29 protein-coding genes are annotated in these 26,883 nt (G+C 73.6%); 13 read left to right on the top strand and 16 right to left on the bottom strand.

Annotated features, from left to right (window positions below):
* Positions 1-8: 8 nt before the first annotated feature.
* From AB0H12_RS18410 to AB0H12_RS18400, 3 genes are read right to left on the bottom strand one after another with little or no spacing between them, the layout of a single operon-like run.
* On the bottom strand, positions 9-1,055 hold the full coding sequence (locus AB0H12_RS18410) for a DUF58 domain-containing protein (RefSeq protein WP_499624021.1): 1,047 nt from the start codon (positions 1,053-1,055) through the stop codon (positions 9-11).
* A 3-nt stretch (positions 1,056-1,058) separates the two neighbouring features.
* Positions 1,059-2,000 (bottom strand): AAA family ATPase, encoded by a 942-nt coding sequence (locus tag AB0H12_RS18405; RefSeq protein ID WP_499624020.1) that lies wholly within the window; start codon positions 1,998-2,000, stop codon positions 1,059-1,061.
* A gap of 5 nt (positions 2,001-2,005) precedes the next feature.
* Positions 2,006-3,790 (bottom strand): fibronectin type III domain-containing protein, encoded by a 1,785-nt coding sequence (locus tag AB0H12_RS18400; protein ID WP_499624019.1) that lies wholly within the window; start codon positions 3,788-3,790, stop codon positions 2,006-2,008.
* A gap of 94 nt (positions 3,791-3,884) precedes the next feature.
* Between AB0H12_RS18400 and AB0H12_RS18395 the strand changes: the two genes are divergently transcribed.
* On the top strand, positions 3,885-4,313 hold the full coding sequence (locus AB0H12_RS18395) for a hypothetical protein (protein WP_499624018.1): 429 nt from the start codon (positions 3,885-3,887) through the stop codon (positions 4,311-4,313).
* Here AB0H12_RS18395 and AB0H12_RS18390 read toward each other — a convergent pair.
* Together AB0H12_RS18390 and AB0H12_RS18385 are read right to left on the bottom strand one after the other, a co-directional pair.
* Positions 4,300-5,535, bottom strand: a complete 1,236-nt coding sequence (locus AB0H12_RS18390) for a sensor histidine kinase (protein WP_499624017.1) — start codon at positions 5,533-5,535, stop codon at positions 4,300-4,302. The genes AB0H12_RS18395 and AB0H12_RS18390 overlap by 14 nt on opposite strands.
* 8 nt (positions 5,536-5,543) lie before the next feature.
* A complete protein-coding gene (locus AB0H12_RS18385; RefSeq protein ID WP_499624016.1) occupies positions 5,544-6,200 on the bottom strand; it encodes a response regulator transcription factor in 657 nt (218 codons plus the stop codon).
* 40 nt (positions 6,201-6,240) lie between these two features.
* Here AB0H12_RS18385 and AB0H12_RS18380 point away from each other — a divergent pair, with 40 nt between their 5' ends.
* The 4 genes from AB0H12_RS18380 (at position 6,241) to AB0H12_RS18365 (ending at position 9,220) form a co-directional block, all read left to right on the top strand.
* A complete protein-coding gene (locus tag AB0H12_RS18380) occupies positions 6,241-6,921 on the top strand; it encodes an AfsR/SARP family transcriptional regulator (protein WP_499624015.1) in 681 nt (226 codons plus the stop codon).
* Between the two features lie 184 nt (positions 6,922-7,105).
* Positions 7,106-7,966, top strand: coding sequence for a type VII secretion protein EccE (locus tag AB0H12_RS18375; RefSeq protein ID WP_499624014.1), 861 nt, complete (start codon positions 7,106-7,108; stop codon positions 7,964-7,966).
* A complete protein-coding gene (locus AB0H12_RS18370; RefSeq protein WP_499624013.1) occupies positions 7,963-8,535 on the top strand; it encodes a helix-turn-helix transcriptional regulator in 573 nt (190 codons plus the stop codon). Before AB0H12_RS18375 ends, AB0H12_RS18370 begins: the two co-directional genes overlap by 4 nt.
* A 13-nt stretch (positions 8,536-8,548) precedes the next feature.
* On the top strand, positions 8,549-9,220 hold the full coding sequence (locus AB0H12_RS18365; RefSeq protein WP_499624012.1) for a response regulator transcription factor: 672 nt from the start codon (positions 8,549-8,551) through the stop codon (positions 9,218-9,220).
* An 8-nt stretch (positions 9,221-9,228) separates the two neighbouring features.
* On the opposite strand, the gene AB0H12_RS18360 is transcribed toward AB0H12_RS18365, so the two are convergent.
* The 7 genes from AB0H12_RS18360 to AB0H12_RS18330 all read right to left on the bottom strand — a co-directional run bounded on the left by AB0H12_RS18360 (position 9,229) and on the right by AB0H12_RS18330 (position 14,834).
* Positions 9,229-9,729, bottom strand: coding sequence for a hypothetical protein (locus AB0H12_RS18360; RefSeq protein ID WP_499624011.1), 501 nt, complete (start codon positions 9,727-9,729; stop codon positions 9,229-9,231).
* Between the two features lie 188 nt (positions 9,730-9,917).
* Complete coding sequence (locus AB0H12_RS18355; RefSeq protein ID WP_499624010.1) at positions 9,918-10,847, bottom strand: ornithine cyclodeaminase family protein; 930 nt, start codon at positions 10,845-10,847, stop codon at positions 9,918-9,920.
* Positions 10,844-11,935 (bottom strand): alanine racemase, encoded by a 1,092-nt coding sequence (locus AB0H12_RS18350; RefSeq protein ID WP_499624009.1) that lies wholly within the window; start codon positions 11,933-11,935, stop codon positions 10,844-10,846. Before AB0H12_RS18350 ends, AB0H12_RS18355 begins: the two co-directional genes overlap by 4 nt.
* Positions 11,932-12,576 (bottom strand): helix-turn-helix transcriptional regulator, encoded by a 645-nt coding sequence (locus AB0H12_RS18345; protein WP_499624008.1) that lies wholly within the window; start codon positions 12,574-12,576, stop codon positions 11,932-11,934. The genes AB0H12_RS18350 and AB0H12_RS18345 overlap by 4 nt, the downstream gene beginning before the upstream one ends.
* A gap of 373 nt (positions 12,577-12,949) precedes the next feature.
* Complete coding sequence (locus tag AB0H12_RS18340; RefSeq protein WP_499624007.1) at positions 12,950-13,630, bottom strand: cation efflux transmembrane domain-containing protein; 681 nt, start codon at positions 13,628-13,630, stop codon at positions 12,950-12,952.
* A complete protein-coding gene (cmtR, locus tag AB0H12_RS18335; protein WP_499624006.1) occupies positions 13,627-13,959 on the bottom strand; it encodes a Cd(II)/Pb(II)-sensing metalloregulatory transcriptional regulator CmtR in 333 nt (110 codons plus the stop codon). The genes AB0H12_RS18340 and cmtR overlap by 4 nt, the downstream gene beginning before the upstream one ends.
* 8 nt (positions 13,960-13,967) lie before the next feature.
* Entirely contained in the window at positions 13,968-14,834 is an 867-nt protein-coding gene (locus AB0H12_RS18330) for a hypothetical protein (RefSeq protein WP_499624005.1), read from the bottom strand.
* Positions 14,835-14,961: 127 nt separating this feature from the next.
* Here AB0H12_RS18330 and AB0H12_RS18325 point away from each other — a divergent pair, with 127 nt between their 5' ends.
* The 3 genes from AB0H12_RS18325 to AB0H12_RS18315 all read left to right on the top strand — a co-directional run bounded on the left by AB0H12_RS18325 (position 14,962) and on the right by AB0H12_RS18315 (position 18,882).
* Entirely contained in the window at positions 14,962-16,173 is a 1,212-nt protein-coding gene (locus AB0H12_RS18325) for a glycosyltransferase family 4 protein (protein WP_499624004.1), read from the top strand.
* On the top strand, positions 16,170-18,290 hold the full coding sequence (locus AB0H12_RS18320) for an amylo-alpha-1,6-glucosidase (protein WP_499624003.1): 2,121 nt from the start codon (positions 16,170-16,172) through the stop codon (positions 18,288-18,290). Before AB0H12_RS18325 ends, AB0H12_RS18320 begins: the two co-directional genes overlap by 4 nt.
* 385 nt (positions 18,291-18,675) lie before the next feature.
* A complete protein-coding gene (locus AB0H12_RS18315) occupies positions 18,676-18,882 on the top strand; it encodes a hypothetical protein (protein ID WP_499624002.1) in 207 nt (68 codons plus the stop codon).
* 1 nt (position 18,883) lies between these two features.
* Here AB0H12_RS18315 and AB0H12_RS18310 read toward each other — a convergent pair whose 3' ends face one another.
* The 3 genes from AB0H12_RS18310 to AB0H12_RS18300 all read right to left on the bottom strand — a co-directional run bounded on the left by AB0H12_RS18310 (position 18,884) and on the right by AB0H12_RS18300 (position 21,304).
* Positions 18,884-19,687 (bottom strand): alpha/beta hydrolase, encoded by an 804-nt coding sequence (locus AB0H12_RS18310; protein ID WP_499624001.1) that lies wholly within the window; start codon positions 19,685-19,687, stop codon positions 18,884-18,886.
* A 79-nt stretch (positions 19,688-19,766) separates the two neighbouring features.
* Positions 19,767-19,946, bottom strand: a complete 180-nt coding sequence (locus tag AB0H12_RS18305; protein WP_499624000.1) for a hypothetical protein — start codon at positions 19,944-19,946, stop codon at positions 19,767-19,769.
* Positions 19,943-21,304 (bottom strand): sensor histidine kinase, encoded by a 1,362-nt coding sequence (locus AB0H12_RS18300; protein ID WP_499623999.1) that lies wholly within the window; start codon positions 21,302-21,304, stop codon positions 19,943-19,945. Before AB0H12_RS18300 ends, AB0H12_RS18305 begins: the two co-directional genes overlap by 4 nt.
* A gap of 325 nt (positions 21,305-21,629) precedes the next feature.
* On the opposite strand from AB0H12_RS18300, the gene AB0H12_RS18295 reads away from it, so the two are divergent.
* The 5 genes from AB0H12_RS18295 to AB0H12_RS18275 all read left to right on the top strand — a co-directional run bounded on the left by AB0H12_RS18295 (position 21,630) and on the right by AB0H12_RS18275 (position 25,960).
* Positions 21,630-21,821, top strand: coding sequence for a hypothetical protein (locus AB0H12_RS18295; RefSeq protein ID WP_499623998.1), 192 nt, complete (start codon positions 21,630-21,632; stop codon positions 21,819-21,821).
* A gap of 231 nt (positions 21,822-22,052) precedes the next feature.
* Positions 22,053-22,334 carry a metal-sensitive transcriptional regulator gene (locus AB0H12_RS18290; protein ID WP_499623997.1) on the top strand — a complete coding sequence of 94 codons (282 nt, stop codon included), beginning with the start codon at positions 22,053-22,055 and terminating at the stop codon, positions 22,332-22,334.
* Positions 22,335-22,387: 53 nt separating this feature from the next.
* Positions 22,388-22,594 carry a heavy-metal-associated domain-containing protein gene (locus AB0H12_RS18285; RefSeq protein ID WP_499623996.1) on the top strand — a complete coding sequence of 69 codons (207 nt, stop codon included), beginning with the start codon at positions 22,388-22,390 and terminating at the stop codon, positions 22,592-22,594.
* A gap of 119 nt (positions 22,595-22,713) precedes the next feature.
* The gene (locus AB0H12_RS18280) at positions 22,714-23,673 is read left to right on the top strand and encodes a DUF8832 domain-containing protein (RefSeq protein ID WP_499623995.1); all 960 of its coding nucleotides are present in this window, start codon (positions 22,714-22,716) and stop codon (positions 23,671-23,673) included.
* Positions 23,666-25,960 (top strand): heavy metal translocating P-type ATPase, encoded by a 2,295-nt coding sequence (locus AB0H12_RS18275; protein ID WP_499623994.1) that lies wholly within the window; start codon positions 23,666-23,668, stop codon positions 25,958-25,960. Before AB0H12_RS18280 ends, AB0H12_RS18275 begins: the two co-directional genes overlap by 8 nt.
* A gap of 184 nt (positions 25,961-26,144) precedes the next feature.
* On the opposite strand, the gene AB0H12_RS18270 is transcribed toward AB0H12_RS18275, so the two are convergent.
* On the bottom strand, positions 26,145-26,720 hold the full coding sequence (locus AB0H12_RS18270) for a GNAT family N-acetyltransferase (protein WP_499623993.1): 576 nt from the start codon (positions 26,718-26,720) through the stop codon (positions 26,145-26,147).
* Positions 26,721-26,883 lie beyond the last annotated feature (163 nt).

The following is a 26,883-nucleotide window of genomic DNA, read 5'->3' as shown; positions in this document are numbered from 1 at the left end:
GGCCACGCTCACCCCACCGCCTCGTTCCACCGCCGCACCGCCCGTTCGGCGTCCGGCGCCCAGATCACCCGCGCGTCGGCGACCTCGCCGGGACCGCCGAGCGAGAACACGACATCAGGCCGCAACGGCGCGATCGCGTCCAGCGGACCCGCCGTCACCACCACCAGGCTGCCGGGCGGACGCGACGGCAAGGCCGAACCGGGCCGCACGTCCAGCACGCACAGCTCGTCCATCAGCCGCCGTGCGCCCAAGACGCCGCCCCGCACCGTCACGTCCGCGCCGCACGGCGTCAGCAGCCGGCCGTGCCGACCGGCGACGACACCCGCGTGCAGCAGGGACGCGGCGATCTCCACGGCCTCCTCGAAACCCTTGGCGTGCCGGGTGTCCAGCAGCAGCGTGAACCGCGGCTGGTCGGGGTCGGCGTAGTCGCGCACCATCAGCTTCCCGGTCCGCGCGGTCGCCTTCCAGTGCACCAGCCGCACCTCGTCGCCGGGCACGTACTCGCGCACCTCGCGCAGGTCCAGCGAGCCGCGCGGCGACTGGTCGGTGGTCGGGCCGTCGTGGTGGTGCCGCCGGTAGCCGCCCGCGAACGGCCGCGCCGGGTGCAGCCGGGGGTGCACCCACAGCGTCACCGTGTCGCCGGTGTCCACCAGGTTGCGCACCAGGCCGAGCGGGTCGGCGCGTTCGATCGCCAGCGGACCGACCGTGTGCTTGCCGCGCGACGTGGTCGGCAACTCGTACCGGTACACCGCGTCCGCCCGCACGACCACGCCGCGCACGTGCGGACCGCACCGGTCCCGCGCGGTGAAGCCGCCGCCCGCGTGCCGCACGTCCAGCCGCGCCAACGCGGGCTTGCCGCGCTCGACCCGGTCGGGGTAGACGTCCCGCCGCACGTCGACGCGCGGACGACGGGCCGCGACGAGGAACGCCGCCAGCACCGCGCCCACCGACAGCCCGGCCAACGCCTGGAACACCGGGTAGCCGGCCAGGAAACCGCCGACACCGCACAGCAGGGCCACGACGAGCACGGCGACGCCGCGCCGGGTCAACCGCACCGGTCAGCCCGCCGCGAGCGGTGCCGCGACCGTGCCGAGCACCTCCGCGACCACCTCGGCGGGCCGGCGCTGGTTCAGCTCCGCGTCGGGGGTCAGCACCAACCGGTGCGCCAGCACCGGCTCGGCCACGGCCTTGATGTCGTCCGGCGTCACGAACAGCCGACCCTCGGTCGCGGCCAACGCCTGCGCGGCCCGCACGAGCGCGATGCTGCCGCGCGGGCTCGCGCCCCAGCGCACGGCGGCGTGCTCGCGGGTGGCCGCGGCGAGCCGCACGGCGTACTCGACGATCGCGGGCGCGAGGTGCGAGCCGCGGACCTCGATGATCGCCTCGCGCAGCGCGGGGATGTCGATCACCGGTTGGAGGTCGTCCGGCCCGACCCGCGCGGCGTCGCTCATCACCACCAGCACCTCGGCGGCCAGGTCCGGGTACCCCACCGACAACCGCATCAGGAACCGGTCGAGCTGCGCCTCGGGCAACCGGTAGGTGCCCTCCATCTCGATCGGGTTCTGGGTGGCCACCACCAGGAACGGGTGCGGCACCTCGTGCGCCGTCGAGTCGACCGTGACCCGCCGCTCGCTCATCACCTCCAGCAGCGCCGACTGGGTCTTCGGCGTGCCCCGGTTGACCTCGTCGGCCAGCACCACGTTGGCGAACACGCCGCCGGGGTGGAACTCGAACCGCTCGGTCTTCTGGTGGTACACGGTCACGCCGGTGACGTCGCCGGGCAGCAGGTCGGGGGTGAACTGGATGCGGTTCCACGTGCCGCCGACGCTGCGCGCCAGGCACCGCGCCAACGTGGTCTTGCCCAGGCCGGGCACGTCCTCGACGAGCAGGTGCCCCTCGGCCAGCAGCGCGGCCACGGCGAACCGCACCAGCTCGGGCTTGCCGCGCACGACCCGCTGCACGTTGTCCGCGATCGCCCGGTAGGCCTCGGCCGCGCGCATCCTTCTCACTTCCATTCCAGGCGGTTGGACTCGACGTCGCCGACGGTGACCCAGACGGTGTGGCCGACGCCGTAGTAGTAGAAGGCGTCGAAGACCGCCCGTCCCTCGGCATCCGTCGTGATGCCGTGTCCGGGGTTGTCGTAGCCGTCGGCCGTCGAGTGCGGATAGGCGTCGTAGGACGTTTCAGGCTCGAAACCCGTCATGACGACGTGCATCCAGTAGCAGTCGGGTTCAGAGCACCTCTCCGCCGGGGGCCCCTTGGAGAGGTTGATCGACCTCGGGGACGGCTGCGGTGCCGCGCGGACCGTGGCGGGTGTCCCGCGTCCCGCGCTGTTCTCGGCGACCACGGTCACCGTGAACGGGACGTCCCTGCCGGACCAGATGCCCGCGATGACGTAGGACAGGGGCCCGCTGCCGGACACCGTGGTCGCACCCTGCTGGGCACCGTCGTCCCGGCTCCACGACACGTGGTAGGCGGTGATCGGGGCGCCGTTCTCCGGTGCCGCCGCCCAGGTCACGGTCGCGTCCACGACCTGCGTCGTGATGGACACCTGGAGGTTGCCCGGCATGCCCGGCGGGCTGGCCGGCACCACCGGCGGCGGTGGCGGGGTCTGCCGACGGGTCGGTTGCTGCGCGGTCGGCAGCTGGACCGTCGGCTGGTCGCCCTGCGGCAGTTGCGTGGTGGTCGTCTGGGCCGTCGTCTCCGTCGGCGACTGCCCTCGGGACGCGGACAGCCGCGTGCCGTTCACCGGCACCGGCGTCACCTTGCCCTCGGGGTCGACGACCAGCACGTGCTTGCCCTCGCCGCCCTCGACGTAGACGCGCGCGTCGTCGCCTTTGGTCAACCGGGGCGTGCCGCGCTCGGCGGGCACGGGCGTCTTCTGGTGCTTGCCGCCGGTGCTGTCGTAGGTGTGCAGCGTGCCGTTGCGCTGGTCGAGCACCGCCACGGTGGTGCCGGTGGACAGCGGCTCGCTGTAGTCGCCCGGTTCCAGCGGCACGACGACGGTCTCCGCCGGCGGCCGGTCGCCGACCACGTCGGCGCTGTCGACCAGGTGCAGCTTCCCCCTCGGGTCGAGCACGGGCACGCGGCCGGCCACGTCGCCGGGGCCGATCTTCGCGTCGTCGGGCACGTCCGCGCCGAGCGGCCTCATCCGGCTCATGTCCTCGGCCAGGTGCATCGTGTCGGACGTGGTGTCGATGAACACCGGCTTGTCGGCGACGACGGACAGCGCGCCCGTGTGCCCCTCGGCGACCGTCGCCGGGCAGGACGGCGCGGTCGTGCCCGGCGACAACCGGCACAGCCGACCGCTCTGCGTGTAGTGCAGCCACACCGTGCCGTCGGGGGTGGCCACGGGATTGCCCAGCCGCTCGTTGGTCGAGATCGGCTCCGCGTGGTCGGCACCGAGCCGCACCACCTTGCCCGCCTCGCGGTAGACGAGGTACGGGCCGCCCGCGACCTCCAGCGCGACCGGCACCTCGTCGTCGGTCGGCGCGGCGGTGGTCCCCTCCACCCGCAGCGTCGACTTGCCGAACTCGGTGTACTTGCCGCGCCCGACGACGTAGCCGCTGGTGTCGCTCTGCACCACCAGGCTGCCCCGGTCGGCGCCCGGCACGGCGACCTCGGCGTTGACCTGCTTGGTCGAGCCGTCGACGTGGAACACCTTGCCCAGCGCCGAGTTCAGCACCCAGTGCCCCGGTTTCAGGAACTCCAGCTCCGGCACACCCGACGCCCCACCGATGGCCAGCCCGACCACGGTGAGGCTGCCCGCGGTCAGCAAGGCGACCGGCACACGGCCACGCCACTTCGCGGAAATCCCCATAACACCGACCCCCTAGTCTGCGATCACGTAGCGTATGGCACCCGATACAGAAACGGTCCAGCCCTTGTCTCGTTCCCGGTTCCTGCTGCTCCTCGGCGTGCCGGCGCTGGTGGTGGTGCTCGTCCTCGCGGTCCTGCTGACGGGTGAGCGCGACGTGCCCGTCGCCGACCTGCCGCCGACGCCGACCGTCGTCGCCACGCTCAGCCTGGAGCCCCGGCTGCCCGAGGCGGGCGACGAGGTCGTGGTGCGCGCCTCGGTCGCCGCCGACCGGCCGATCACCGTGCGCGCGCTCACCGTCCAGGTCGTGCAGCGCTCGACCAACACCTCGCACGACTTCCCCGAGGTGCGCGACCACGCGATCGGCACGACCACGCAGGAGATCACGTTCCGGCGTTCCTTCGACACCCCTGGCCGGTACACGTACTACCTCGCGTACCTGGTGGACGACGACTGGGTGCGGCTCAAGCCGTGGGAGACGTTCACGGTCCGCTGACCGGCAGGGACAGCTCGAAGATCGCCCCGCCCTCCTCGGCGTTGTAGACCCGCAGCGTGCCGCCGTGCGCCAGGGCGACCCAGCGCACGATCGCGAGCCCGAGCCCGGCGGACGCGCCGGAGGTGGTGAACCGGTCGAACACGCGCTCGGCCGCCTCCGGGTCGATGCCCGGCCCGTTGTCGGCCACCGTCACCCGGCCGCCCGCGACCGTGATGTGGACCTTCGCGTCGCCGTCGGGGCGGCGACCGTGCCGCAGGGCGTTGGCGAGCAGGTTGCCGATCGCGCGTTGCAGCAGGGTCGGGTCGGCGTTGACCATGGTCGGCGCGGCGGCGACGGTGACCTCGACGTCCGGCGCGGGCGTCTCCTCGACCACCACCGCGACCAGCTGGTCCAGCCAGATCGGCTGGATCGCGAGGTGCTCGACACCCGCCGCCAGCCGGGCCCGGACCAGCAGGCCGTCGATGATCCCGCCCATCCGCGCGGCCAGCCCGACCGTGCGCGGCAGCAGTTCGGCGTGCTGGTCGGGGTTGCGCATCGCGGTCTCGGCCAAGGCGCGCAGCGCGGCCACCGGCGTCCGCAGGTCGTGTGCCGTTTCGGCGAGCAGCACCTCTTGTTGCTCCAACGCCGCCGCGGCGGGCCGGATCGCGCGGCCCGACAGCACGTGCCCGGCGAGGCCCAGCGCGACCACCAGGACCAGGCAGCCGCCCACCACGCGCCACACCGTGCCGAGGTGGCGGGCTTGTTCGGGGGCGAGGTCGGTATAGGCGACGATCGCGCCGACCACCTCGCCGTCCGCGGTCTTCACGGGCTGGGCGCGGACCCGCAGGCCGTCCCTCGGGCCGGTCACCAGGGCTTCCTGGCTCACGGCCGTGGCCGCCAGGGCGCTGAGCACGCCCATGTCGGCGTTCACGCAGGTGCGTTCGCTGCGGTGGCTGCCGAACTCGCGGGTCGCGCCGCCGGGCAGGATCACGAACTGGGGGCAGTTGCGGTTCACCGGGTCGCCCACGAGGTCCGCGGTGATCAGCGAGTCGTCGTAGTCGATGAGCCTGCTCACCACGTCGGTGACGCGGTGCAGGTCGGCGTCCAGCTTGTCGACGCCCTGGTCGCCGTCGTTCTCGATCACCAGGATGGCGAACACCAGCAGTCCGGCGGTGTTCATCGCGGTGAACAGGACGGTGAGCAGCCGTCGGAGGGTGCGCAACCGCGCCGCGGAGCCGCTCATGCCGCCGCTCATGCGGCGCCCAACCGGTAGCCGTGCCCGTGGACGGTGTGGATCAGCTCCGGCCCGTGCAGCTTGCGGCGCAGTCTCTTGATCACGGCTTCCACCACGTTGGCCATGGGCTCGTCGTCCCAGCAGTGCTCGATCAGGTCGGTGCGGGTGACCACCTGCCCGACGTGCGCGGCGAGGTACTCCAGCACCGCGAACTCCCTACCGGACAACGACAGCAGCACGCCGGCGCGGCGCACCTCGTGCCGGATGCAGTCCACCTCGAGGTCGGCGTGGCGCAGCACGGTCGGCCGCCCGACGCCCGCGCGGCGGCACAGCTTGTGCACCCGGGCGGTCAACTCCTCGACGGCGAACGGCTTGACCAGGTAGTCGTCGCCGCCGTGGGCGAAGCCCGCCACCCGGTCACCGACCGCGTCCCGCGCGGTGAGGAAGAGCACGGGCGTCGTCCAGCCGCCTGCGCGTTGCCGCTGGACGTAGTCGATGGCGTCGTCGTCGCCCAGCATCCGGTCGAACACCACGCACGCGTAGTCGGTGCGGGCGAACGCGCGGTCGGCGGCGGGGATGTCGCCCGCGGTGTCGACGTCCAGCCCGGAGCCGCGCAACTCGGCCGCCACGGCGACCCGGAGGTTCTCGTCGTCCTCCACCACCATCACCCGCATGTCATCAGAACCTCATGTGTCGTGACGGATCGTTCGTGGCGTGATCTTCCGAGTCCTCGGCCCGCAAGCCGGGCCGCGCAAGCCCGCCACCCTGCTGGCCACGTTGCTCCTGCACGCTAACGCCTGGGTCAGCCTAGAGGAGCTGATCGACGAGATATGGCAGGAACAGGCCGTCCCGGCGTCGGCCTCGCGGAACGTGCGCACGTACGTCTGGCAGCTCAGGCAGGTCGTGCCCGCCGGGCGCATCGACGCCAGGCCGCGGTCCTACCGGCTGCACGTCGCGCCGGGCGAGGTGGACGCCGACGTCGCCCGCTCACTGCTGGACCGGTCTCGAGGGGTGACCGGTGCGGAGGCCGTCGGCTGCCTGACGTCGGCGCTGGAGTTGTGGCGGGGCACGCCGTTCGCCGAGTTGCGGGCGGAGACGGCGTTGACGGCGACGGCTTGGTTGCACGAGCTGCGGTGGGAGCTGCGGGAGCGGCTGGCGGACGCGTACACGGCGGTGGGCAGGCACGGTGAGGCGATCGCCGTGCTGCGGGCGCTGACCGCGGAGGACCCGTTGCGGGAGGGGACGTGGGCGCGGCTCGTGCGGGCGCTGCACGCGGCCGGTCGGCGGGCGAACGCGCTGTCGGAGTACCAGCGGGTGTGCGACTTCCTGGCCGCCGAGCTGGGCGTCGAGCCGGGGCCGGAGCTGGTGCGGGCGCGGCGGGAGGTGGCGGCGTGATGGGCGGCTCGGGTGGCGGGTTCGGCGGCGGTGTCGGTGTCGGTCCGGGGTGGACGGCTGGACTGTTGTCGGTGCCGGGCAGCGGTTCGGGCGCGGGGGCCGGCGGTGCGGTGCGCGCTCCGGGCGTTCGGCCGGGCGTCGGTCCCGGTCGTGCGAACCGGGTCCGGGTGTCGGGGGAGTCGCGATGACCAGGTTCGTGTGCGCCCAGCTCGCCGTGCTCGCGGTGCTGTTCGGGGTCGGGTCGCCGTGGCCCGTGGCGGTGCCGTTGTGGATCGCCGCAGCGGTCGTGCTGGTCCTGGCGTTGGGCCGGTGGCGGCGGCGGTGGGTGTCCGAGTGGGCCGCGCGGTACGTGGCGTTCCGGGTCCGGCGGCGGCGCAGCGGTGGGTTGTTGGAGGTCGTCGCGCCCGGCGCGTGGGTGGAGGGAGACCACGTCCACGGGCCCGGCGGGGTGGTGGCGGTGCTGCGACCACGGCTGGCCGCACCCCGCGTGCTCGCCGGGCTGGCCGGGCCGGACGTCCGGGTCGTCCTGCACGTCGGGCGCGGCCAGGTGCGGCGACCACGGGCCTGGGTCGCCGTGCAGGCGAAGCGGACGCCGGAGCTCTGGCACGACGACGAAGTCGTCCGCGTGCTCGGCAACTCGACCCGCCGCACCCGCCGCGAGCTGCGCCGCCGCGGCGTGACCGCCGACCTGCTCGCCGAAGAGGACCTGGTCACCACCATCGCCGCGCTCGGTCACGTGACCGGGCACCGGGAAGTCCGCGAGGACTGGCGGTACTGGCACAGCGGGCCCGTCGCGCAGGCCTGCTTCCGGCTGCCCGGCACGACCGCCCGCGCCGCCGTCGACTGGCTGCTCACCGCCGCGCCCGGCGTCGCGGTGACCGTCGCCCTGACCGCGGACGACGCCGTGGTGCGCATCGCGGGAGCCGCCGAGGCCGCCGTGGAAGCGGCCGTCGGAATGCTCTCCGCACACGTACGACTCGAACGACTGGATGGACTGCACGCCCGGGGCGTCGCCGCCTCGCTGCTGATCGGAGGTGTCCTGTGATCAAGGTGTTGCCGACCGGCGTGGACGCGCTGCTCGCCAAGGCCCGCGCGGAGGTCGTCGTGATGGCGACCGGCGGGATGTCGTTGCGCCGGATCGACCAGGCCAACCTGCGGCGCGGCGTGCGCTACCGGGTGCTGCTGCCCGACGCGCTGCGGCCCTCGGCGCTGACGCTGGCGCCGTGCGACGTGCGCACGTTGCCGCAGGTGCCGATGGACGCGGTCGTCGTCGACGGTGTCGCCGCCGTGCTGCCGGCCGACCAGGGCGTCGCGGTGTTCCGGCTGCCCAGCGTGGTGCGCGCGGCGGTCGAGCTGTTCGAGCGGGTCTGGCCGGAGGCGGTGGCCGCGTACGACGTGGCCGACGACTGCGAGCTGTCCCGGCGCGAGCAGGAGCTGCTGACCCTGCTGTTCGCCGGCAGCACGGACGAGGCCGCCGCCGCGCGGCTGGACGTCTCGGTCCGCACGGTCCGGCGCATGGTCGCCGACATCATGAACCGCCTCGGCGCGCGCAGCCGGTTCCAGGCGGGCGCCAAGGCCGCCGACCGGGGCTGGCTGCTGCAACGCGCGGGATGACTACGGTGGTGAGGTGCGCATCCTGGTGACCGAGGACGAGACGGACCTGCTGTTCGCCGTGGCGGTGTCGTTGCGCGGCGCGGGTTTCGCGGTCGACACGGCGGCGGACCTGGCGAGCGCGGACGAGGCGCTGGCGGTCAACTCCTACGACTGCGCGGTGTTCGACCGCATGGTGCCCGGCCGCGGCACGTCGGGCCGCGTCGACACGCTGGCCTACGTCCGGCAACGGCGGCAGTCCGGGCTGCGGGTGCCGGTGCTGTTCCTCACCGCGCTGGACGGCGTGGGTCACCGGGTGGAGGGCCTGGAGGTCGGCGACGACTACCTGGTGAAGCCGTTCGCGATGGAGGAGCTGGTGGTGCGGGTGCGCCTGCTGTGCCACCGCCGCGAGATCGAGCGGCCCGCCGTGCTGCGGCACGCGGACGTGGAGCTGGACGCCGGCGCGCGCCAGGTGCGGCGCGCCGGCGTGCTGCTGACGTTGACCCGGCGCGAGTACCTGGTGCTGGAGCTGCTGCTGGCCAACGCGGGGCGGCCGGTGTCGCGGGCCGACCTCATCCGGCACGCGTGGGACGAGATGGCGCAGCCCGCGACCAACGTGCTGGACGTGCTGATGGCCGGACTGCGCCGCAAGCTGCGCCAGCCGCCGCTCATCCACACCGTGCGGCAGGTCGGGTACCAGCTCGGCTGAGCCGCGCGTCACCCGGTGACCAGCCGCACGACCGCCGTCCCGTCCACGACGCCGACCATCTGCACGGCGAGCACGCCCGCGCGGGGCTCGGGCGGCGGTGACGGCTTGTTCGAGCACGACATGCCACCGCCACCGGGCACGAACGTGGCCGTGCAGTGCCCCTTCAGCGAACCGCTGCCACCGCCGATGGCCGACGTCAGCTCGAACTCGATCCCGTCCGCCAGCACCGCGCGCACGGCGAACGTGCCCGGTCCGGCCGCCCCGCCCAGCGGGATGTCCACCGGGCCGGACAACGCCACCTCGCACGTGCCGTCCGCGCACGCCGCGTAGTTCGCGCCGTCCGCGGCGGTCGGCGCCGGGGGAGTGGTGGTGGTGGTCGTCGTCGTGGTCGTAGTGGCGGTCATCGGAGCGGGAACGGCGGTTCCTGACACGGGGCCGCAGCCCGCCGTGGCCAGCGCGGCGAGCAACCCACCGGCGAGCAGCAGCCGGTCCACGGTGGATGGTGACATGCCGCCAATCGTGGCAGGTTTCCCGCGACCTGCCCCGTTGCGGCCGGAACCTGCCGGCCACGTCGCGCGGGGTCGTAGCGGCACCGCGCGGCTGTCAGTCCACAGTAGACACTCGCAGGCTGTCGTCGACCGCCTTCACCGCCGACCGGACGGGCGCGCCGCACCCCACCCGGCCCGCCACCGCACGGTCACCCTGCCGGTGGCGGGGTGAGCCCGGCGGCGCGCAGGAGGGCCACACCGAGGTGCAGGTCCTGCAACGCGATGCCCGAGCTGTCGAACACCGTCACGTCCTCGGGCGACGACCGGCCCTCCACCCGGCCCGCGAGCACGTCGCCCACCGCGGTCGGCCGGGCGTCGGGCACGTGCTGGAACTCGCCGATGGCCACGGACTGCGCGGGCCAGTCGCAGAACAGCCGGGCGGACGCGAGCAGCTCCACCGGCAGCTCCTGCTTGCCCTTGCCGTCGGAGCCCATGCTCGCCACGTGGGTGCCCGGGCGCACCCACGCCGCCTCGAACAACGGGGCTTGGGCGGTCGTCGCCGTGACGATGACGTCCGCCGACCGGCACGCCTCCTCGGGCCCGGTCAGCACCGCCGCCAGCCCTTCCGCCGCCAGGTCGGCCACGAACCGCGCACCCCGTCCGGCGTCGCGCGCCACCACGTGGACGACCGACAGGTCGCGCACCCGGGCCAGCGCCACGCACTCGTGCCACGCCTGCGGACCCGTGCCGAAGACCGCCAACGACCGCGCGTCCGGCCGGGCCAGCACGTCGGCGGCCACGGCGTCGGCCGCGGCGGTGCGGAAGGCGTTCGCGAAGCCCGCCTCGATCACCGCCGCGATCCGGCCCGCGGACTGGTCGAACAGCAGGATCACCGAGTTGTGCCGGGGCAGCCCGCGCTCGCTGTTGCCCGGCCAGTAGCTGCCGATCTTCACCCCGGCCGCCCGCGCCGCGGCGGCCGACTTGACCGTGAACCGGTTCGCGGGCGACGACCCGTGACCGACCACGGCCGGGAACTGCACACCGCCGTCCGCCGCCTCCAGCAACGCCGACAGGGCGGCTTCGTAGGCCAGTTCCCGCGTCACGAGCGCGCGCGTTTCCTCCTCCGACAGGAAGATCACCAGCCGTTCACCCGCCGCCACGTCGTGCCCGCGTCGCCGGCGAGCCGGTAGGTGTCGTGCTGCGCGGCCGTGGCGCACGCGTGGTTGGGCAGCACGCGGACCCGCGTGCCGACCGGCAGGTCGGGCAGCGGCCGGTCGCTGCCGGGCCGCATCGCCAGGGTGCCGTGCTCCTGGCTGGCGTCGGTCATCAGCAGGTCTTCGAACGGCGGGCCGTCCAGCGGCGCGACGAGGCCGTAGCCCTGGTCGACCGGCTGGCGGGACGTGCCGCGGTCGCGCGAGGTGGCCATCCAGCCGCCGTCGGTCATGATCTTGCCCGGTCGGTGGCCGATCACCGTGACCACGACGGACAGCGCGAGGTCGGCCACCGAGCACACGCCGATGCCCGCCATCACCAGGTCGAAGAACACGAAGTTGCCCGCGCGGACCTCGGTCACGCCGGTCAGGTCCGCCACGGCGTGCGCGGTCGGCGTCGAGCCGATGCTCACCACCGGGCACGCGTGCCCCGCCGCGCGAAGGTCTTCGGCCACGCGGACTGCGGCGGCGCGTTCGGCCTCCGCCGCCTTCACCAGGGCGTCGCGGGTGTAGCAGAAGTACGACTCGCCGGCGTGGGTCAGCACGCCGCGCAGTTCCGCGCCGTCGAGCGCGGCGGCGATCTCCGCGACATCGGGGGAGCCGGGCAGCACGCCGCCCCGGTGGCCGTCGCAGTCGACCTCGATCAGGGCCGGGATCGCGATCCCGGAAGCGGTCGACGCCTCCGCCACCGCACGGGCCTGCGCGACGTTGTCCAGCAACACCACCAGGTCCACGCCGCGCCGCCGCAACGCCAGCGCCCGGTCCAGCTTGGCCGGCGCGATCCCGACCGCGTAGACGATGTCGGTGAACCCCGCGTCGGCGAACGCCTCGGCCTCTCGCAGCGTCGAGACCGTGATGGGCCCCGTGCCGCCGTCGAACACCAAGCGGGCCACGTCGACCGACTTGGCCGTCTTCACGTGCGGGCGCAGGGGGGTTCCGAGCGCGTCGAGGTGGGCGCGCAGTCGGTCGACGTTGCGCCGCACCTTCGCCTCGTCCACGAGCAGGTAGGGGGTCATCGCTCCTCATCGGTCGGTTCGGTCCGGCACGCGGCCAGGTCGGCGTAGAGGGAAGCGCGCGAGATGCCGAGCCGTGCCGCGACCTTCGGCGCCGCGCCGCGCAGGTGGAACACGCCGCGCCGGTCGAGGGCGCGCAGCAGGCGCAGGCGCTCGGGTTTGCCCAGGCCCGCCACCGGTTTCGCCAGGGCCAGTTCCTCGGCGCGCACCACGGCGTCGACGACCTCCTCGACGTCGTCGGTGAACGTGGTGGCCGTCGGCGCGCCCCCACCACCGGCCAGGTCCGCGAGCAGGTCGCCGACCTGGCGCAACGACGTCACGTCCAGGTTCACGCACAGCGCGCCGAACACCGTGCCGTGCTCGTCGCGCAACGGCATCGTGGACGACTTGACCAATCGCCCGTCCGGCGTGCGGGTCAGGTAGTTCAGCTCGTCGACCGCCTCGTCGCCGGCGGCGAGCACGGCCAGCCCGATCTCGCTCATGGCCCCGCCGACGCGCCGCCCGGTCACCTCTCCGGCCACCGCGACCACCGAGCGGTCGGGCTGCCGGTAGTCGTGCAGCACCACCTCGCACGACCGCCCGAACGTGGCCGCCAGCCCGGGCACCACGGCCTTGAGCACCTCGAGGATCGCGTCGGCCGTCATGGCCGCAGTCTAGACACAAAGTCCAGCGACTGGACAACCCATCCAGTCCTAGTGGGCCCTCTGGGAGTGCTCCCACTCCTGATCTGCGCAAACGAGCCGATGTGGACCAGTGGCGCGGGGCGCGTGCCGGAGGGGGTGCCGTGGGTGGGTTGTATGAAGCTACGAGCCTGAAGCAGTCAATCAGGAAGACAAGCTCCAAGTGACGTCATCAACCTGACATGTGTCACATGGTGGAGTGCTGACGGCAGCAGTTCCCGCAGGTCAAGTCGCGGGCGGGCAGACCTGCGGATACCCGGATCACTTGGTTGGCGGACCGGGAATCCCGGCCCGGTGGGAGTCGCGGGTCCGCACCGCTGGGACCTCCCGCGTCGAATCAGCAGCAGTGGTCGCCGCGCCAGGCCTCGCGGCCCTCCTTGACCGCCACGGCGGCGATGACGAGCGCGGCCAGCGGGTCCGCCCACCACCAGCCGAGGGTGCTGTTGAGGACCAGTCCCGCCAGCAGGACGGCGGACAGCCACGTGCACAGCAGCGTCTGCTTGGAGTCGGCGACGGCGCTGGTCGAGCCGAGTTCACGGCCCGCCGTGCGTTGCGCGCGCGAGAGGACCGGCATCACGACCAGCGAGACGGCGGCGAGGACCATGCCGACCGCGGAGTGGTCGGCGGCCTGCGCGCCGAGCAGGGCGCGGACCGACTCGACCGTCACGTAGAGCGCCAGCGCGAAGAACGACAGGGCGATCACGCGCAGCGCGACCCGTTCCCTGGCCTCGTGGTCCTTGGCGGAGAACTGCCAGGCGACGGCGGTGGCGGAGGCGACCTCCACCACGGAGTCGAGGCCGAAGCCGATCAGCGCGGTGGACGAGGCGATCGTGCCGGCGCTGATCGCGATCACGGCCTCGACCACGTTGTAGGTGATCGTGGCGCCCACCAGCAGGCGGACCCGACGGGTGAGCGCGGCGCGGCGGTCCGGCGCCAGGACCGGTGCGGGTTCGACGGCGCAGCAGCCGTCCGCGCACGTGGACGTGGACGCGGGCGTCGGTGACGTTTCGGCGGTCACCGCGCTACCACCGCGTCGTCCGCGCAGTCCTCCGTCGGTTCGACGGCGAGGACCACGTCGAGCAGCTCGCCGATGGCGCGGGCGAGGTGCGGGTCGGCGATGTCGTAGCGCACCTGGCGGCCCTCGTAGGTGGCCACGACGAGCCCGCAGCCGCGCAGGCACGACAGGTGGTTGGAGGCGTTGGACCTGGTCAGGCCCAACTGCTCGGCCAACCGCGCCGGGTAGCCGGGACCGTCCAGCAACGCGACCAGGATCCGGCACCGGGTCGGGTCGGCCAGCGCCCGACCGAGCCGGGCGAGCGCGGTCTCGCGCGTTTCACACGTCAGCACCGGCCGAACTATACAGCCTCTGCTGTACTTTCGGCCACGGCCGAACCCGTCCGCTGGGTGGGGATCTCGTCCAGCGGCGCGTGCAGCAACGGGTTCGCCTCCGCCAGCAGCGCCCGCGCGTCGCGCAACCCGGCGGCGATGCGGTCACGGCGGGCGCGCAGCTCGTCCACCCGCTGCCGCGCCTCGGTCACGATCCGCCGCGCGTGCTCCTCGGCCGCGCGGACCAGCTGATCCGCCCGCGCCCGGGCGGCGGCCTCCTGCGCGGCCATCGCCGCCATCGACTCGGCCCGCCGCGCGCTCATCGCCAGCTCGAAGTCGACCCGGGCCTCCTCGCGCACCGCCGCCGCCCGCTCGTCGAGCTCACGCCTGCGCTGCTCGGCCTGCCGCGTCGCGGCCAGGAGCCGCTCACCGGCCTCCCTCATCGACGTCCGGTGCTCGGCCTCCGCCTGCCGCCGCTGCGCGTCGAGCTCGGCGACGAGCCGCTCCGACCGCTCGCGCACCCGCGTCGCGGCCCGTTCCGCGGTGGCCCAGTGGTTCTCGGCGACGACCCGCGCCCGCGTGATGATCTCGGCCGCCTCCTCGTGCGCGAGCTCCGCCATCCGCCGCAACCGCTCGGTGAGCGCGTCCGGTTCGATCGGCGTGCGGGAGATCCGGTCGATGTGCTCCCGCAGCACGCGGATCTCGGCGCGGGCGGTCTCGAGCTGACTGGCGAGGTCGTCGGCCCGGGCCTCGGCCGCGTCGCGATCGACCGCGAGCACGCGGAGTTCGGCTTCGACGCCCTCGACGTAGCGCCGCACGTGGCCGCGGTCGTACCCGCGCCACACCACGTCGAAGTCCGCCCGCAACGGCACCAGGTCCCCGTCCACCGCGCTCACCGCAGCACCCCTCCCGTGATCGACGTCATGTTCGCGGCGGCGGGTGTTGCGCACCGCCCACGATCCTTGTTAGCACTCTCGGTCGAAGAGTGCCAAACAGGGTCCGCTCGCTGGATCGGAGGTCGACTTGAGCAAGCTGCCTTCCACCGCAACGCTTTCCCACCGGGCCGTCAGCGACCGGTTGCGCGTCGCGCTCGTCGCCCCACCGTACTTCGACGTGCCGCCCAAGGCCTACGGCGGCGTGGAGGCCGTCGTCGCCGATCTCGCCGACTCCCTCGTCGCCCGCGGTCACTCGGTGACCCTGCTCGGGGCGGGGAAACCCGGCACCAGGGCCCGCTTCGTCCCCGTCTGGGACCGCACGGTCCCCGAGCGCCTCGGCGAGCCCTTCCCCGAAGTCGTGCACGCGGCCGCGGTCCGCCGCGAGGTCGAACGGCTCGCCGCCGCCGAGGGACTGGACGTCGTGCACGACCACACCCTCGCCGGTCCGCTCAACGCGCCCGCGTTCGCCGCGACGGGCCTGCCGACCGTGGCCACCGTGCACGGTCCCGTCGACGCCGACATGCGCCGCTACTACCGGGAACTGGGCGATGACGTCCGTCTCGTCGCGATCAGCGACCGGCAGCGCGTGCTCGCGCCCGAGCTGAACAGGGTCGCCACCGTGCACAACGCGCTGCGCCTGCGCGACTGGCCGTTCCGCTCGCGGAAGGAGGACTACGCGTTGTTCCTCGGGCGCTTCCACCCCGACAAGGCGCCGCACCTGGCGCTGGAGGCCGCCCACGCCGCCGGCGTGCCGCTCGTCCTGGCGGGCAAGTGCGCCGAGCCGGTCGAGAAGGAGTACTTCGAGGCCGAGGTCCGTCCCCGGCTGACCGATCGCGACCACGTCTTCGGCGTCGCCGATGCGACCGAGAAGCGCAACCTCCTCTCCGCCGCACGGTGTCTTCTGTTCCCGATCCGTTGGGAAGAGCCGTTCGGCATGGTGATGATCGAGGCGATGGCCTGCGGGACGCCGGTGGTGGCGTTGCGGGCGGGCGCGGTGCCGGAGGTGGTGGTGGACGGCGTGACCGGGTTGGTCCGGGACGATCCCGAGGAACTGGTGGCCGCGCTGCACGACGTGCGCGACCTGGACCCGGCCGCCTGCCGGGCGCACGTCGCCGCGCGCTTCGACGTGGACGGCCTCGGCGCCGGCTACGAGGCCGCCTACCGCGGGGCGCTCGACACCGACGGCTCGCTCACCGCGCTGCGCCGCGACTACGCCGCGCTGGACAACGCGCTCGACCGGGTCTACGAGCGCAACGCCGACGGCGGGCCCGCCCTGCACGCCTCCGGGGACCGCGCGTGACGGCCGACCTGCCACCGGAACCGTTCAACGCGGGCGAACCGGTGTTCACCGGCGCCGTCGGCGGCACCACGACGTTGGTGGAGGGCAGCACCTTCTGCCTCTCCACCGGCACCGGCGACATCGAGCCCGGCACGCCGCACGGCCTGTTCTTCCGCGACGCGCGCGTGGTGTCGCGGTGGCAGCTCCGGCTGGACGGCCGCACGCCGCACCCGCTGTCGGTCTCGCACCCGGAGGCGTTCGCCGCGCGGTTCGCGCTGCGCCGCCCACCCGCCGCGGGCCTCGCCGACAGCACCCTGTTGCTGGTGCGCGAACGGCTGGTCGGCGACGGGATGCGCGAGACGATCACCGTCGACAACCTGGGTCGCGAGGCCACCGCCGTGCGGCTGGAGCTGCACGTGGACGCCGACTTCGCCGACCTGTTCGCGGTCAAGGAGGGCCGGGCCGTGCACGGCGGCGCCGACGCCACCGCCGCCGGGTCGGAACTCGTGCTGCGCGACCGGAAGGACGGCTCGCGCGGGGTGCTGGTCACCGCCACCGCCGAGCCCGTGGTGGCGCCGGGCACGGTGAGCTGGCACGTGGTCGTGCCCGCGGGCGGCCGGTGGTCCACCGAGGTGGCCGTGCAGCCGACCGTGTCCGGCCGGCCGGTGCCGCCCCGGTTCCACCGCGGCGAGCGGGTCGAGGCCAGCGCGCCCGCCCGCAAGATCCGGGCGTGGCGCGCGGCCAGCACCCTCGTCACCGCGAGCGACCCGGTGTTGACGGGGGTGTTGCGCCGCACCGAGAGCGACCTGGGCGCGCTCCAGATCCACGACCCGACGCGCGACGGCCGGCCGTTCGTCGCCGCCGGCGCGCCCTGGTTCATGACCCTGTTCGGCCGCGACAGCCTGCTGACCGCGTGGATGGCGCTGCCGCTGGACGTCGGCTTGGCGGTGGGCACGTTGCAGACCCTCGCCGAGACCCAGGGCAAGGTGGTCGACCCGCTGACCGAGGAGGAGCCCGGCCGCATCCTGCACGAACTGCGCCTGGGCCCGGACAGCACGGCGGTGCTGGGCGGCAACCACTACTACGGCACGGTCGACGCCACGCCGCTGTTCGTGATGCTGCTGGCCGAGGTCTGGCGGTGGGGCGCGGACCCCGACGTGGTGCGCTCCCTGCTGCCCGCCGCGGACGCCGCGCTCGCGTGGGTCGACCGGTACGGCGACCGCGACGGCGACGGGTTCGTGGAGTACCGCCGGGCCACCGACCGGGGCCTGGCCAACCAGGGCTGGAAGGACAGCTTCGACGGCGTCAACGACGCCCCCGGCCGACCGGCCATCCCGGCGATCGCGCTGTGCGAGGTCCAGGGGTACACCTACGCGGCGTTGCGGGCGCGGGCCGAGCTGGCCGAGGGGTTCGGCGACGACGTCACCGCCGCCCGCCTGCGCCACCGGGCCGACGAGCTGCGCCACCGGTTCGCCGAGGCGTTCTGGTTGCCGGACCGGGGCTGGTACGCCGTCGCGCTCGACGGCCGCAAGCAGCCGGTCGACGCGCTGACCAGCAACACCGCCCACTGCCTGTGGTCGGGCATCGCGACCGACGAGCACGCGGCCGCGGTGATCCGGCGGCTGGCCGAGCCCGACATGGACACCGGCTACGGCCTGCGCACGCTCGCGTCGTCGATGGGCGCCTACAACCCGATGAGCTACCACAACGGTTCCGTGTGGCCGCACGACACGGCCATCGCGGTGGCCGGGCTGCTGCGCTACTCCCACCTGCCCGGCGCGGTCGACCTCGCCCACCGCCTGGCGGACGGCCTGCTCGACGCCGCCGCCGCGTTCGGCGGACGCCTGCCCGAGCTGTACTGCGGCTTCTCCCGCGACGACTTCAGCCCACCCGTGCCCTACCCGACGTCGTGCTCGCCGCAGGCGTGGGCCAGCGCGTCACCGCTGCTGCTGGTCCGCTCCTGCCTGGGCCTCGAGCCCCACGTCCCCAACCGCACGCTCACCACCCGTCCTCACCTGCCCCCGCGCTGGGGCGAGCTGACCCTGACCGACCTCAGGCTGGGCGACGGGACCGCGCACATCAGCGCGACCGGCGAGAAGGTCGCGGTCTCCGGCCTGCCAGCCGACTGGACCACCTGACCCGGAGCCGCCGCACGCGCCGAGCCTGCCCCGCGGCTCGGCGCGCACGGCGACGACTTCGGCCGCCCCGCCGAGCGCCGCCCCCGCGTGGGGAACCGTCAGCAGGCCCCGACCGGCAGTGCTCACACGGTGGCCGTTCGGACGGTGTGTCCGATTCGAGCAGGTGATCCGGAGCAGCGGAGGCCTTGCCCCTTCGTCGAGGTGGCGCGTCCACCTGTTCCCGGGCGCGAGCGCCCACCCCGCGTCTCGTGACGCGATCGGGTGGGCCACGGGTTTGAGTCCCCCGATGGTGTGTGAATCCCCTGCTGGACGTCGTACCCGCCCGCCCGCTGCGACGCTTGTCGCAGCGGGCGCCGTCCTGCCCGCGCCGTTGTGGAGGATCACCGTGACCGAGAAGCCGTGGAACGACGTGCCCGATCAGCTGCGGACCGTCGAGCCCGAGCCCGACGCCGGGATCGTCGACGAGGAGGCCGCCGTCGGCCAGGGGAACGCCCCCGAGCCGCCGGAGGTGCCCGAGGCGGACCCGGCCGACGTCGCCGACCAGAACCGCGTCGTGCCGCTGCCCGACGACGGGCCGGAGGACGCCTGGTAGCTCACGCCGCCTCGGCTATCGCCTCGATCAACCGCGCGCCGTCCAGCAGCACGCGGTCGTTGTGGTCGGCCCCCGTGACCTCGACGGACCGCCCACGCGCCGCCGCCGTCGCCACCGCTCGGCTCTGCTCGGGCGGGACGATCGAGTCCGCCGTGCCGTAGACGACGGTGACCGGCGCGTCCACCCGCGCCACGAGCCGTTCGGTGGGGAACTCGTCCAGCAGCAGCCACCGGACCGGCAGGAACGGGTAGTGGCGCGCGCCGACCGACGCCAGGTCCGTGAACGGCGACCGCAGCACCAACGCGGCCGGCGGGTGCTCGACCGCCAGCTCCGCCACCACCGCCGACCCGAGGCTCTCGCCGAAGTAGATCAACCGGTCGGGTGGCACGCCTGCCTCCCGGACCAGGTGCTCGCGGGCCGCGCGCACGTCCAGCGCCAACCCGGCCTCCGTCGGGTCGCCGGGATTGCCGCCGTAACCCCGGTAGTCCAGCAACAGCACCGACAGCCCGCGCGCGGTCAGCGCCCGGGCGAGTGGCACGCGCAGGCGCCGGTTGCCGGCGTTGCCGGGCGCGACCAACACCGTCGCCCGCGCCGCCTCCACCGGGAAGTGCCAAGCCGCCAACCTCACCCCGTCACCGGTGGTCAGCGTGACGTCCCGCCCGCCGTCCAGCACCTCACCCGCACCGGGCAACGGGCCACCGGTCGGCAGGTAGACGAGCTTGCGCTGGAACGCGAACGCGCCACCGAACACCACGGTCACGATGATGGCGACCACCGCCACCACCGACAACACCCGCCTGCGCATGGCCCCATCATCCGGGCCGGCGTCGCGCCGGTCGGCCGAGTGTGCCGCCGGCTCCTCGCGCGCCGGAGGCCGTGGCCGCCTACCCGGTCGGCGTGGGGGAGGCCGTGGTCGAGGTGGTCGGGTCGGGACGCTGGGTGAGCGTCGGCGTCGGCATCGGGTTGGCGGTGGACGTGACCAACGGCTGCGGCTCCTCTTGGGTGGTGACGCCACACCCCGTGACCAGCAAGGATACGGCCAGCAAGATCGTCGCGCCCTTCATCTCCGGGCCTCCGGCAGCTCCACCACGAACCGGGCTCCACCACCCGGCCGGTCCTCCACCCGCACCGTGCCGCCGTGCCGCTGCACGTGCTGCGCGACCAACGCCAACCCGAGGCCGCTCCCCGTGTCCGCGCCACGACGACCGGCCCGCGCGCCCCGGTCGAAGCGGTCGAAGATGCGATCGCGCAGCTCCGGCGGCACACCGGGCCCGGTGTCGTCCACCTCGATCCGCGCTTTGCCGTCCCGCGAGAACACCCCGATGCGCACCACGCCACCCGCGTGCCGCTCGGCGTTGTCGAGCAGGTTGTCCACGGCCCGGTCCAGCCGGCGGCGGTCGCCGAGCACCTGAGGCGGCGGCGACCCGGTGTCGAGCGCGACCGGACCGCCCGGACGCGCCGCGACCACGTTGGCCACCAGCGACGCCAGGTCGATCGTCTCCGACGCCGGGTCCTCGGCGTCCTGGTCGGCCCGGGAGATCTCCAGCAGGTCCACCACCATCCGCGCGAACCGGTCCACTTCGGACGTCAGCAGGTCGAGCGCCTTGCCCGCCGTGCCGGGCACCTCCACCCGCCGGCGGCGCAGCACCTCGGCGGCGTTGACCATGGTCGTCAACGGCGACCGCAACTCGTGGCTGACATCGCCCGCGAACCGCGCGTCCCGCCGCACCCGCTGCTCCAGCGCCTCGGCCGTCGCGTTGAACGTGGCGGCCAACGAGGTCAGATCCGGGTCGGTCTGCGTGGGCAACCGCGCCCCCAGGTCACCGCCCGCGATCCGGGAGGCGGCCTTGGTCAACTCGGTCAACGGCCGCAGCGCCCGCCGACTGGCCCACGAGCCGAGCGCCACCCCCAGCAAGCCGCTGACCACCGTGACCGCCACGAGCAGCGCGCTGAGGAAGCGGAACGTGCGGTCCAACTGCACCAGCGGCGCCAGCTCGACGTAGGCGCCGTCGGTCGACCCGATGGGCAACGTCACCGCCAGCACCGGGATGCCGTCCACCATGAGCCGCTGCGCGGCGGGCGTGCCCGCCCTGCCCAGGTCGACCAGCCTCCGGGGCACCGCCTGCGCGTCCACCTGCCGCCCACTGGTCAGCACCTGGCCGCCGTGGAACAGCAGCACGGTCGAGTCCGGCCCGGTGGTCAGTCCCGTCAACAACCCCGTCAACCCGTCCGAGCCACTGCTCAACGCCGCGTCGACCAACCTCACGTTCACCTCTGCCTGCCGCACCGCGCTCTGCTCGCGCTGGCGCAACATGTAACCGGACGTGAGGTTCCACACCGCCACCGCCACCGCACTGGTCAACAACACCGAGCCGAGCCCCATGACCAACGCGACCCGCCAACGCAACGAGAACCGACGCATCCGCACCCACCCCACCGAGGCCTCTCACCCACCACCGCGCCACCGCCCCACAACGGACCCGGAACCACCCCACCTGGGCCCGATCCGGCGTGGCTTCGGCCTGCCTGGGGTGCCCGCAAGGGCCCCACGTCACATCGAGCCGGACTGACCCGCACCTGCACCAGGTTGCCGGACACCGCACCACCCCGCAGGGATCGCAAGCTGATCGCAAGGTTCGCGCGCGGCGTTTCCGGCCCCCTGCCTCCGCCCCACCGCGAGAATCCGGGGTTGCCAGGACCTCCCCACCGCCTGCACCACACCCGACGAGGAAGTCGACCCCCGCACTGTGACCGCCATCCCCGGTGACCACGACGTGTCCGCGCTCGTCCTGATCTGCGACCACTGCGGACGTGTGCACAACCGGCCCGATGAAGCCGCCACCAGATGGCAGGCGCTCTGGGCGGAGGCCGTCGCCGCGGGCTGGCACGGCCTGGACCGCCCCGTCGGCCCTCACTTCTGCTTCCGCTGCACCGCCTGACCCGCCGCACCCTCCCGGCCGACCCCGCCGTCACACCGGCCCCCGCTGCCCGGCCCCCGCTGCCCTGCCCTCCGCTACCCGATCGCCGATACAGTACGGGGGTAGGGTGGGCCCATGACCCATTCGTGGGTGACGCCAGTCACCCCACCTGACACCCGGGTTGACTCAGGTACCCCCCGGGGGTATGAATATCCCTGACGGGCACGCTACCGGTGACCGAAGGGAGTGGACATGCGGGGTTACACCTCCGACAAGGACGACGTCCTCAAGCGCTTGCGCCGGGTCGAGGGGCAGGTCCGCGGGCTGCAGCGAATGGTGGAGGACGACGAGTACTGCATCGACGTCCTGACCCAGATCGCGGCGGCGACCAAGGCGCTCCAGGCCGTCTCCCTCGGGCTGCTCGACCAGCACCTGAAGCACTGCGTAGCCGATGCCCTCACCCAGGGTGGCGAGAACGCCGACGCCAAGGTCCGCGAGGCGAGCGAGGCGATCGCCCGCTTGGTGCGCTCCTAGCAGTCCGCAAGCCGCCCGAACCCGAACCGGATCAACGAACCCAGGAGCACCCGATGGCCGAGTCCACTTTCACCGTCACCGGCATGACCTGCGACCACTGCGCCGCGTCCGTGACCGAAGAGGTCACCAAGATCGACGGCGTGACCGGCGTGGCCGTCGACGTGCCGACGGGCGCGGTCAAGGTGACCAGCGCCGCCCCGGTCGCCGAGGCGGACGTCCGCGCGGCCGTCGAGGAAGCGGGCTACGCCCTCGCCGGCTGAGCCGGCGACCGAACCCGGTCGAACCCGGTCCGGGTCCGACCACCCGCATGACCACGGCACAGCAGCCGACCCGGAGCCCGTCGGAACCGGCGGGCTCCACCAGTCTCGAGGACTGACCAATGAACACAGCAGCGAAGCTCTCCGCCTACGGTGCGGTACTCGCCCTGGTCGCCGGTGGCGCCTGGGCGGCCGGGAGCGCTGTCGGTCCCTTCGCCGCCGAAGCCGCTCGGAGCGGCCACGACGGCACGTCCGGTGCTGAGGGCGCCGGCCACGGGGACGACCACAGCGGCACCGTCGCGGAGACCGCGCGGAACGACCAGCCCGCGGGGCTGGCGTCGTCCAGGGGCGGCTACACCCTCACGCCCACCGACACGACGCTGACCACGGGAACCGACTCCTTCTCCTTCCGCGTCCTCGGCCCCGACGGCGCGGCCGTCACCGCCTTCGACGTCGAGCACGACAAGCGGATGCACCTCATCGCCGTCCGCCGCGACACCTCCAACTTCCGGCACGTCCACCCCGAGATGGCGCCGGACGGCACGTGGACCGTGCCCTTGAACCTGCCCGACGCCGGCAGCTACCGCGTGTTCGCCGACTTCAAGCCGACCGGTGGCGAAGGGGTCACGCTCGGTGTCGACGTCGACGCGGCGGGCGTGTTCGAACCGCGCGCCTACGAGCCCTCCCGCGTCGCCGAGGTCGACGGCTACCAGGTCCGCCTCGACGGCGACCTCGTGCCCGGCAAGGCCTCGTCGGTGCGGCTGAGCGTGAGCAAGGACGGCGTGCCGGTCACCGACCTGCAGCCCTACTTGGCGGCGTATGGTCACCTGGTGGCGCTGCGTGAGGGCGACCTGGCCTACCTCCACGTGCACCCCGAGGGCGCTCCCGGCGACGGCAGGACGCCGGCCGGTCCGGAGATCGCGTTCGTCGCCGAGGTGCCGTCGGCCGGTGGTTACCGGCTGTTCCTGGACTTCCAGCACAACGGCGTCGTGCGCACGGCCGAGTTCACCGTGGACACCGATGGCGTCCACGTCGAAGAGCCGCACGCCGAAGAGTCGGAGGAGGAGCACGGCCATGGCTGACACGCGGATCGAACTGGCGATCACCGGCATGACCTGCGCCTCGTGCGCGGCCCGGATCGAGCGCAAGCTGAACAAGCTCGACGGCGTGACCGCGACGGTGAACTACGCGACCGAGAAGGCGCGCGTCACGTTCCCCGCCGACCTCGACCCCCGGACCCTGGTCGAGCAGGTCGAGGCCGCCGGCTACCAGGCCACCCTGCCCCGGCCCGACCCCTCGGCCGACGCCCCCGACGCCCCGACCGACGACGACCCGACCGCCACGCTCCGGCAGCGGCTGGTCGGGTCCGCGGTCCTCTCCGTCCCGGTGGTCCTGCTCGCCATGGTCCCGGCGCTGCAGTTCACCTACTGGCAGTGGATCTCCCTCACGCTGGCGGCCCCGGTGCTGGTCTGGGGCGCGTGGCCGTTCCACCGCGCCGCGTGGACGAACCTGCGCCACGGCGCGGCCACCATGGACACGTTGATCTCGATGGGCACGATCGCGGCGTTCGCCTGGTCGTTGTACGCGCTGCTGTTCGGCACCGCGGGCAAGCCCGGCATGACGCACCCCTTCGAGCTGACGATCTCGCGCACCGACGGCGCCGGCGCGATCTACCTGGAGGTGGCGGCCGGGGTGACGACGTTCATCCTGGCGGGTCGCTACTTCGAGGCCCGGTCGAAGCGGCGGGCCGGCGCGGCGTTGCGGGCGTTGCTGGAGCTGGGCGCGAAGGACGTCGCCGTGCTCCGCGACGGGCGCGAGGTCCGCGTCCCGACCGGCGAGCTCGCGGTCGGCGACCGGTTCGTGGTCCGGCCGGGGGAGAAGATCGCCACCGACGGCGTCGTGGCCGACGGCAGTTCGGCGGTCGACGCGAGCATGCTGACCGGCGAGTCGGTGCCGGTCGAGGTCGGTCCCGGTGACGCGGTGGTCGGCGCGACCGTCAACGCGGGTGGCCGGCTCGTGGTCCGCGCGACGAGGATCGGCGGCGACACCCAGCTCGCGCAGATGGCCAAGCTGGTCGAGGACGCGCAGAACGGCAAGGCGCAGGCGCAACGGCTCGCCGACCGGATCTCCGCGATCTTCGTGCCCATCGTGATCGCGCTCTCGGTCGGCACCCTGGCGTTCTGGCTCGGTGCGGGCGGTGGCGTGTCGGGCGCGTTCACGGCGGCGGTCGCGGTGCTGATCATCGCGTGCCCGTGCGCCTTGGGCCTGGCCACGCCGACCGCGCTGCTGGTCGGCACCGGGCGCGGCGCGCAGCTGGGCATCCTGATCAAGGGGCCGGAGGTGCTGGAGTCGACCCGGCGCGTCGACACCGTGGTGCTGGACAAGACCGGCACCGTCACCACCGGGCGGATGAGCCTGGTGTCGGTGCACGCCGCGCCCGGCGTCGACGAGGACGAGGTGCTGCGGCTGGCCGGTGCTCTGGAGCACGCCTCCGAGCACCCGATCGCCAAGGCCGTCGCGGCCGGTGCTCTCGAGCGCACGGGCGAGCTGCCCGAGGTCGAGGACTTCCAGAACCTCGAAGGGCTGGGCGTGCAGGGCGTGGTCGACGGGCACGCGCTGATCGTCGGGCGTGAGCGGCTGCTGGCCGAGTGGAGCGTCCACCTGGACGGTCCGCTGGCCGAGGCCAAGCGCGCGGCGGAGGAGCAGGGGCGCACCGCCGTCCTGGTGGCCTGGGACGGTGAGGCGCGGGCGGTCCTGGTCGTGGCGGACACCGTGAAGCCGACGTCCGTCGAAGCCGTCCGCCAGTTCCGCGCGCTCGGCCTGATCCCCGTGCTGCTGACCGGTGACAACGAGGCGGCGGCCCGTGCGGTCGCGGCCGAGGTCGGGATCACCGAGGTCATCGCCGAGGTGCTGCCGAAGGACAAGGTCGACGTCATCACGCGCCTGCAGGCCGAGGGCAAGGTCGTCGCGATGGTCGGCGACGGCGTGAACGACGCCGCCGCACTCGCGAAGGCCGACCTCGGCCTGGCCATGGGCACCGGCACCGACGCGGCGATCGAGGCGAGCGACCTGACGCTCGTGCGGGGTGACCTGCGTGCGGCGGCGGACGCGATCCGGCTGTCCCGGCGGACCCTCGCCACGATCAAGGGCAACCTGTTCTGGGCGTTCGCGTACAACGTCGCCGCGCTGCCGCTGGCGGCGGCCGGACTGCTCAACCCGATGATCGCGGGTGCGGCGATGGCGTTCTCGTCGGTGTTCGTGGTGTCGAACAGCCTGCGGCTGCGCGGCTTCCGCAGCACCGCGACCACCCCGTCGCCGTCGAGCCGTTCGGCGGAGTCGGCGCAGGACAAGGTGCCCGCCGCCGTCTGACCGCGCTGCACCGCGGCCCGGAGCCGAACCGGCTCCGGGCCGCTTCGCTTGCGCCTGAGCGTTGAACTCGGGGGTCCTGAACGTAGGACACACGCGTCCTGAACGTAGGACACACGCGTCCTGAACGTAGGACACACGCGTCCTGAACGTAGGACACGCGGGTTCTGAACGTACGACACGCGGGTTAGTGCGGGAGGCGCCAGTGTGGGCGCAGGAGTGGGCCGTCGTCGGGGAGGGCGAACGGGGCTCCGGACGGGGTGAAGCCGTGCCGGGCGTAGAGCGCGGCGCTGCGCGCGGTGCTCGCTTCCAGGTACGCCGGTTGGCGTTCGGTGTCGGCGCGGGTGAGGCGGTGGCGCAGGATGGCGGAGCCCACGCCTCGCCCCCGGCTCTCCGGGGCCACCGACATCGACGCCAGGTACAGGTGCGGCACGTCGGGGTGGGGGAGCGCGACCACCGCCGCCATCCGCCGCAACGCCGGGTTCGCCCTGGCCTGCTCCGCCACCGCTTCCGCCTGCCGCCGCAAGGGCTCGGCGGACTCCAACGCCATCCACGTGGACACACCGACGACTACCCCGTCACGTTCGGCGACCACGACCTCCTGCTCGGTCACCGCGTGCGCCAGCCACTCGCGGAACAGCTCGGTGAAGTCGTGGCCGGCCATCGCCCACGCGGTCACGGCCTCGTCCGCGCACGCTGCCGCGTAGGCCGGGGCGATCCGGTCGAGCTCATCGACATCGGCGATCCTCCGTACGCTGTACACAGGACCAGTGTTGCCAGGGACCCAAGCGTGTTCGAGGGGATACGTCACACAACCCGGGCGTGACGAAAGGGAGGTCGACCGTGCGTTGCGCGCAGTGCGGTGCCGAGCTGGCGCAACCCACCCGAGGCCGACCCCGGCGGTACTGCGGCAGGGCCTGCCAGGC

The organism is Actinosynnema sp. NPDC023794 (genome assembly GCF_040639675.1).
In the GTDB taxonomy this organism is placed as follows: Bacteria; Actinomycetota; Actinomycetes; order Mycobacteriales; family Pseudonocardiaceae; genus Actinosynnema; species Actinosynnema luteola.
This window is presented reverse-complemented; position numbering and strand designations above follow the sequence as displayed.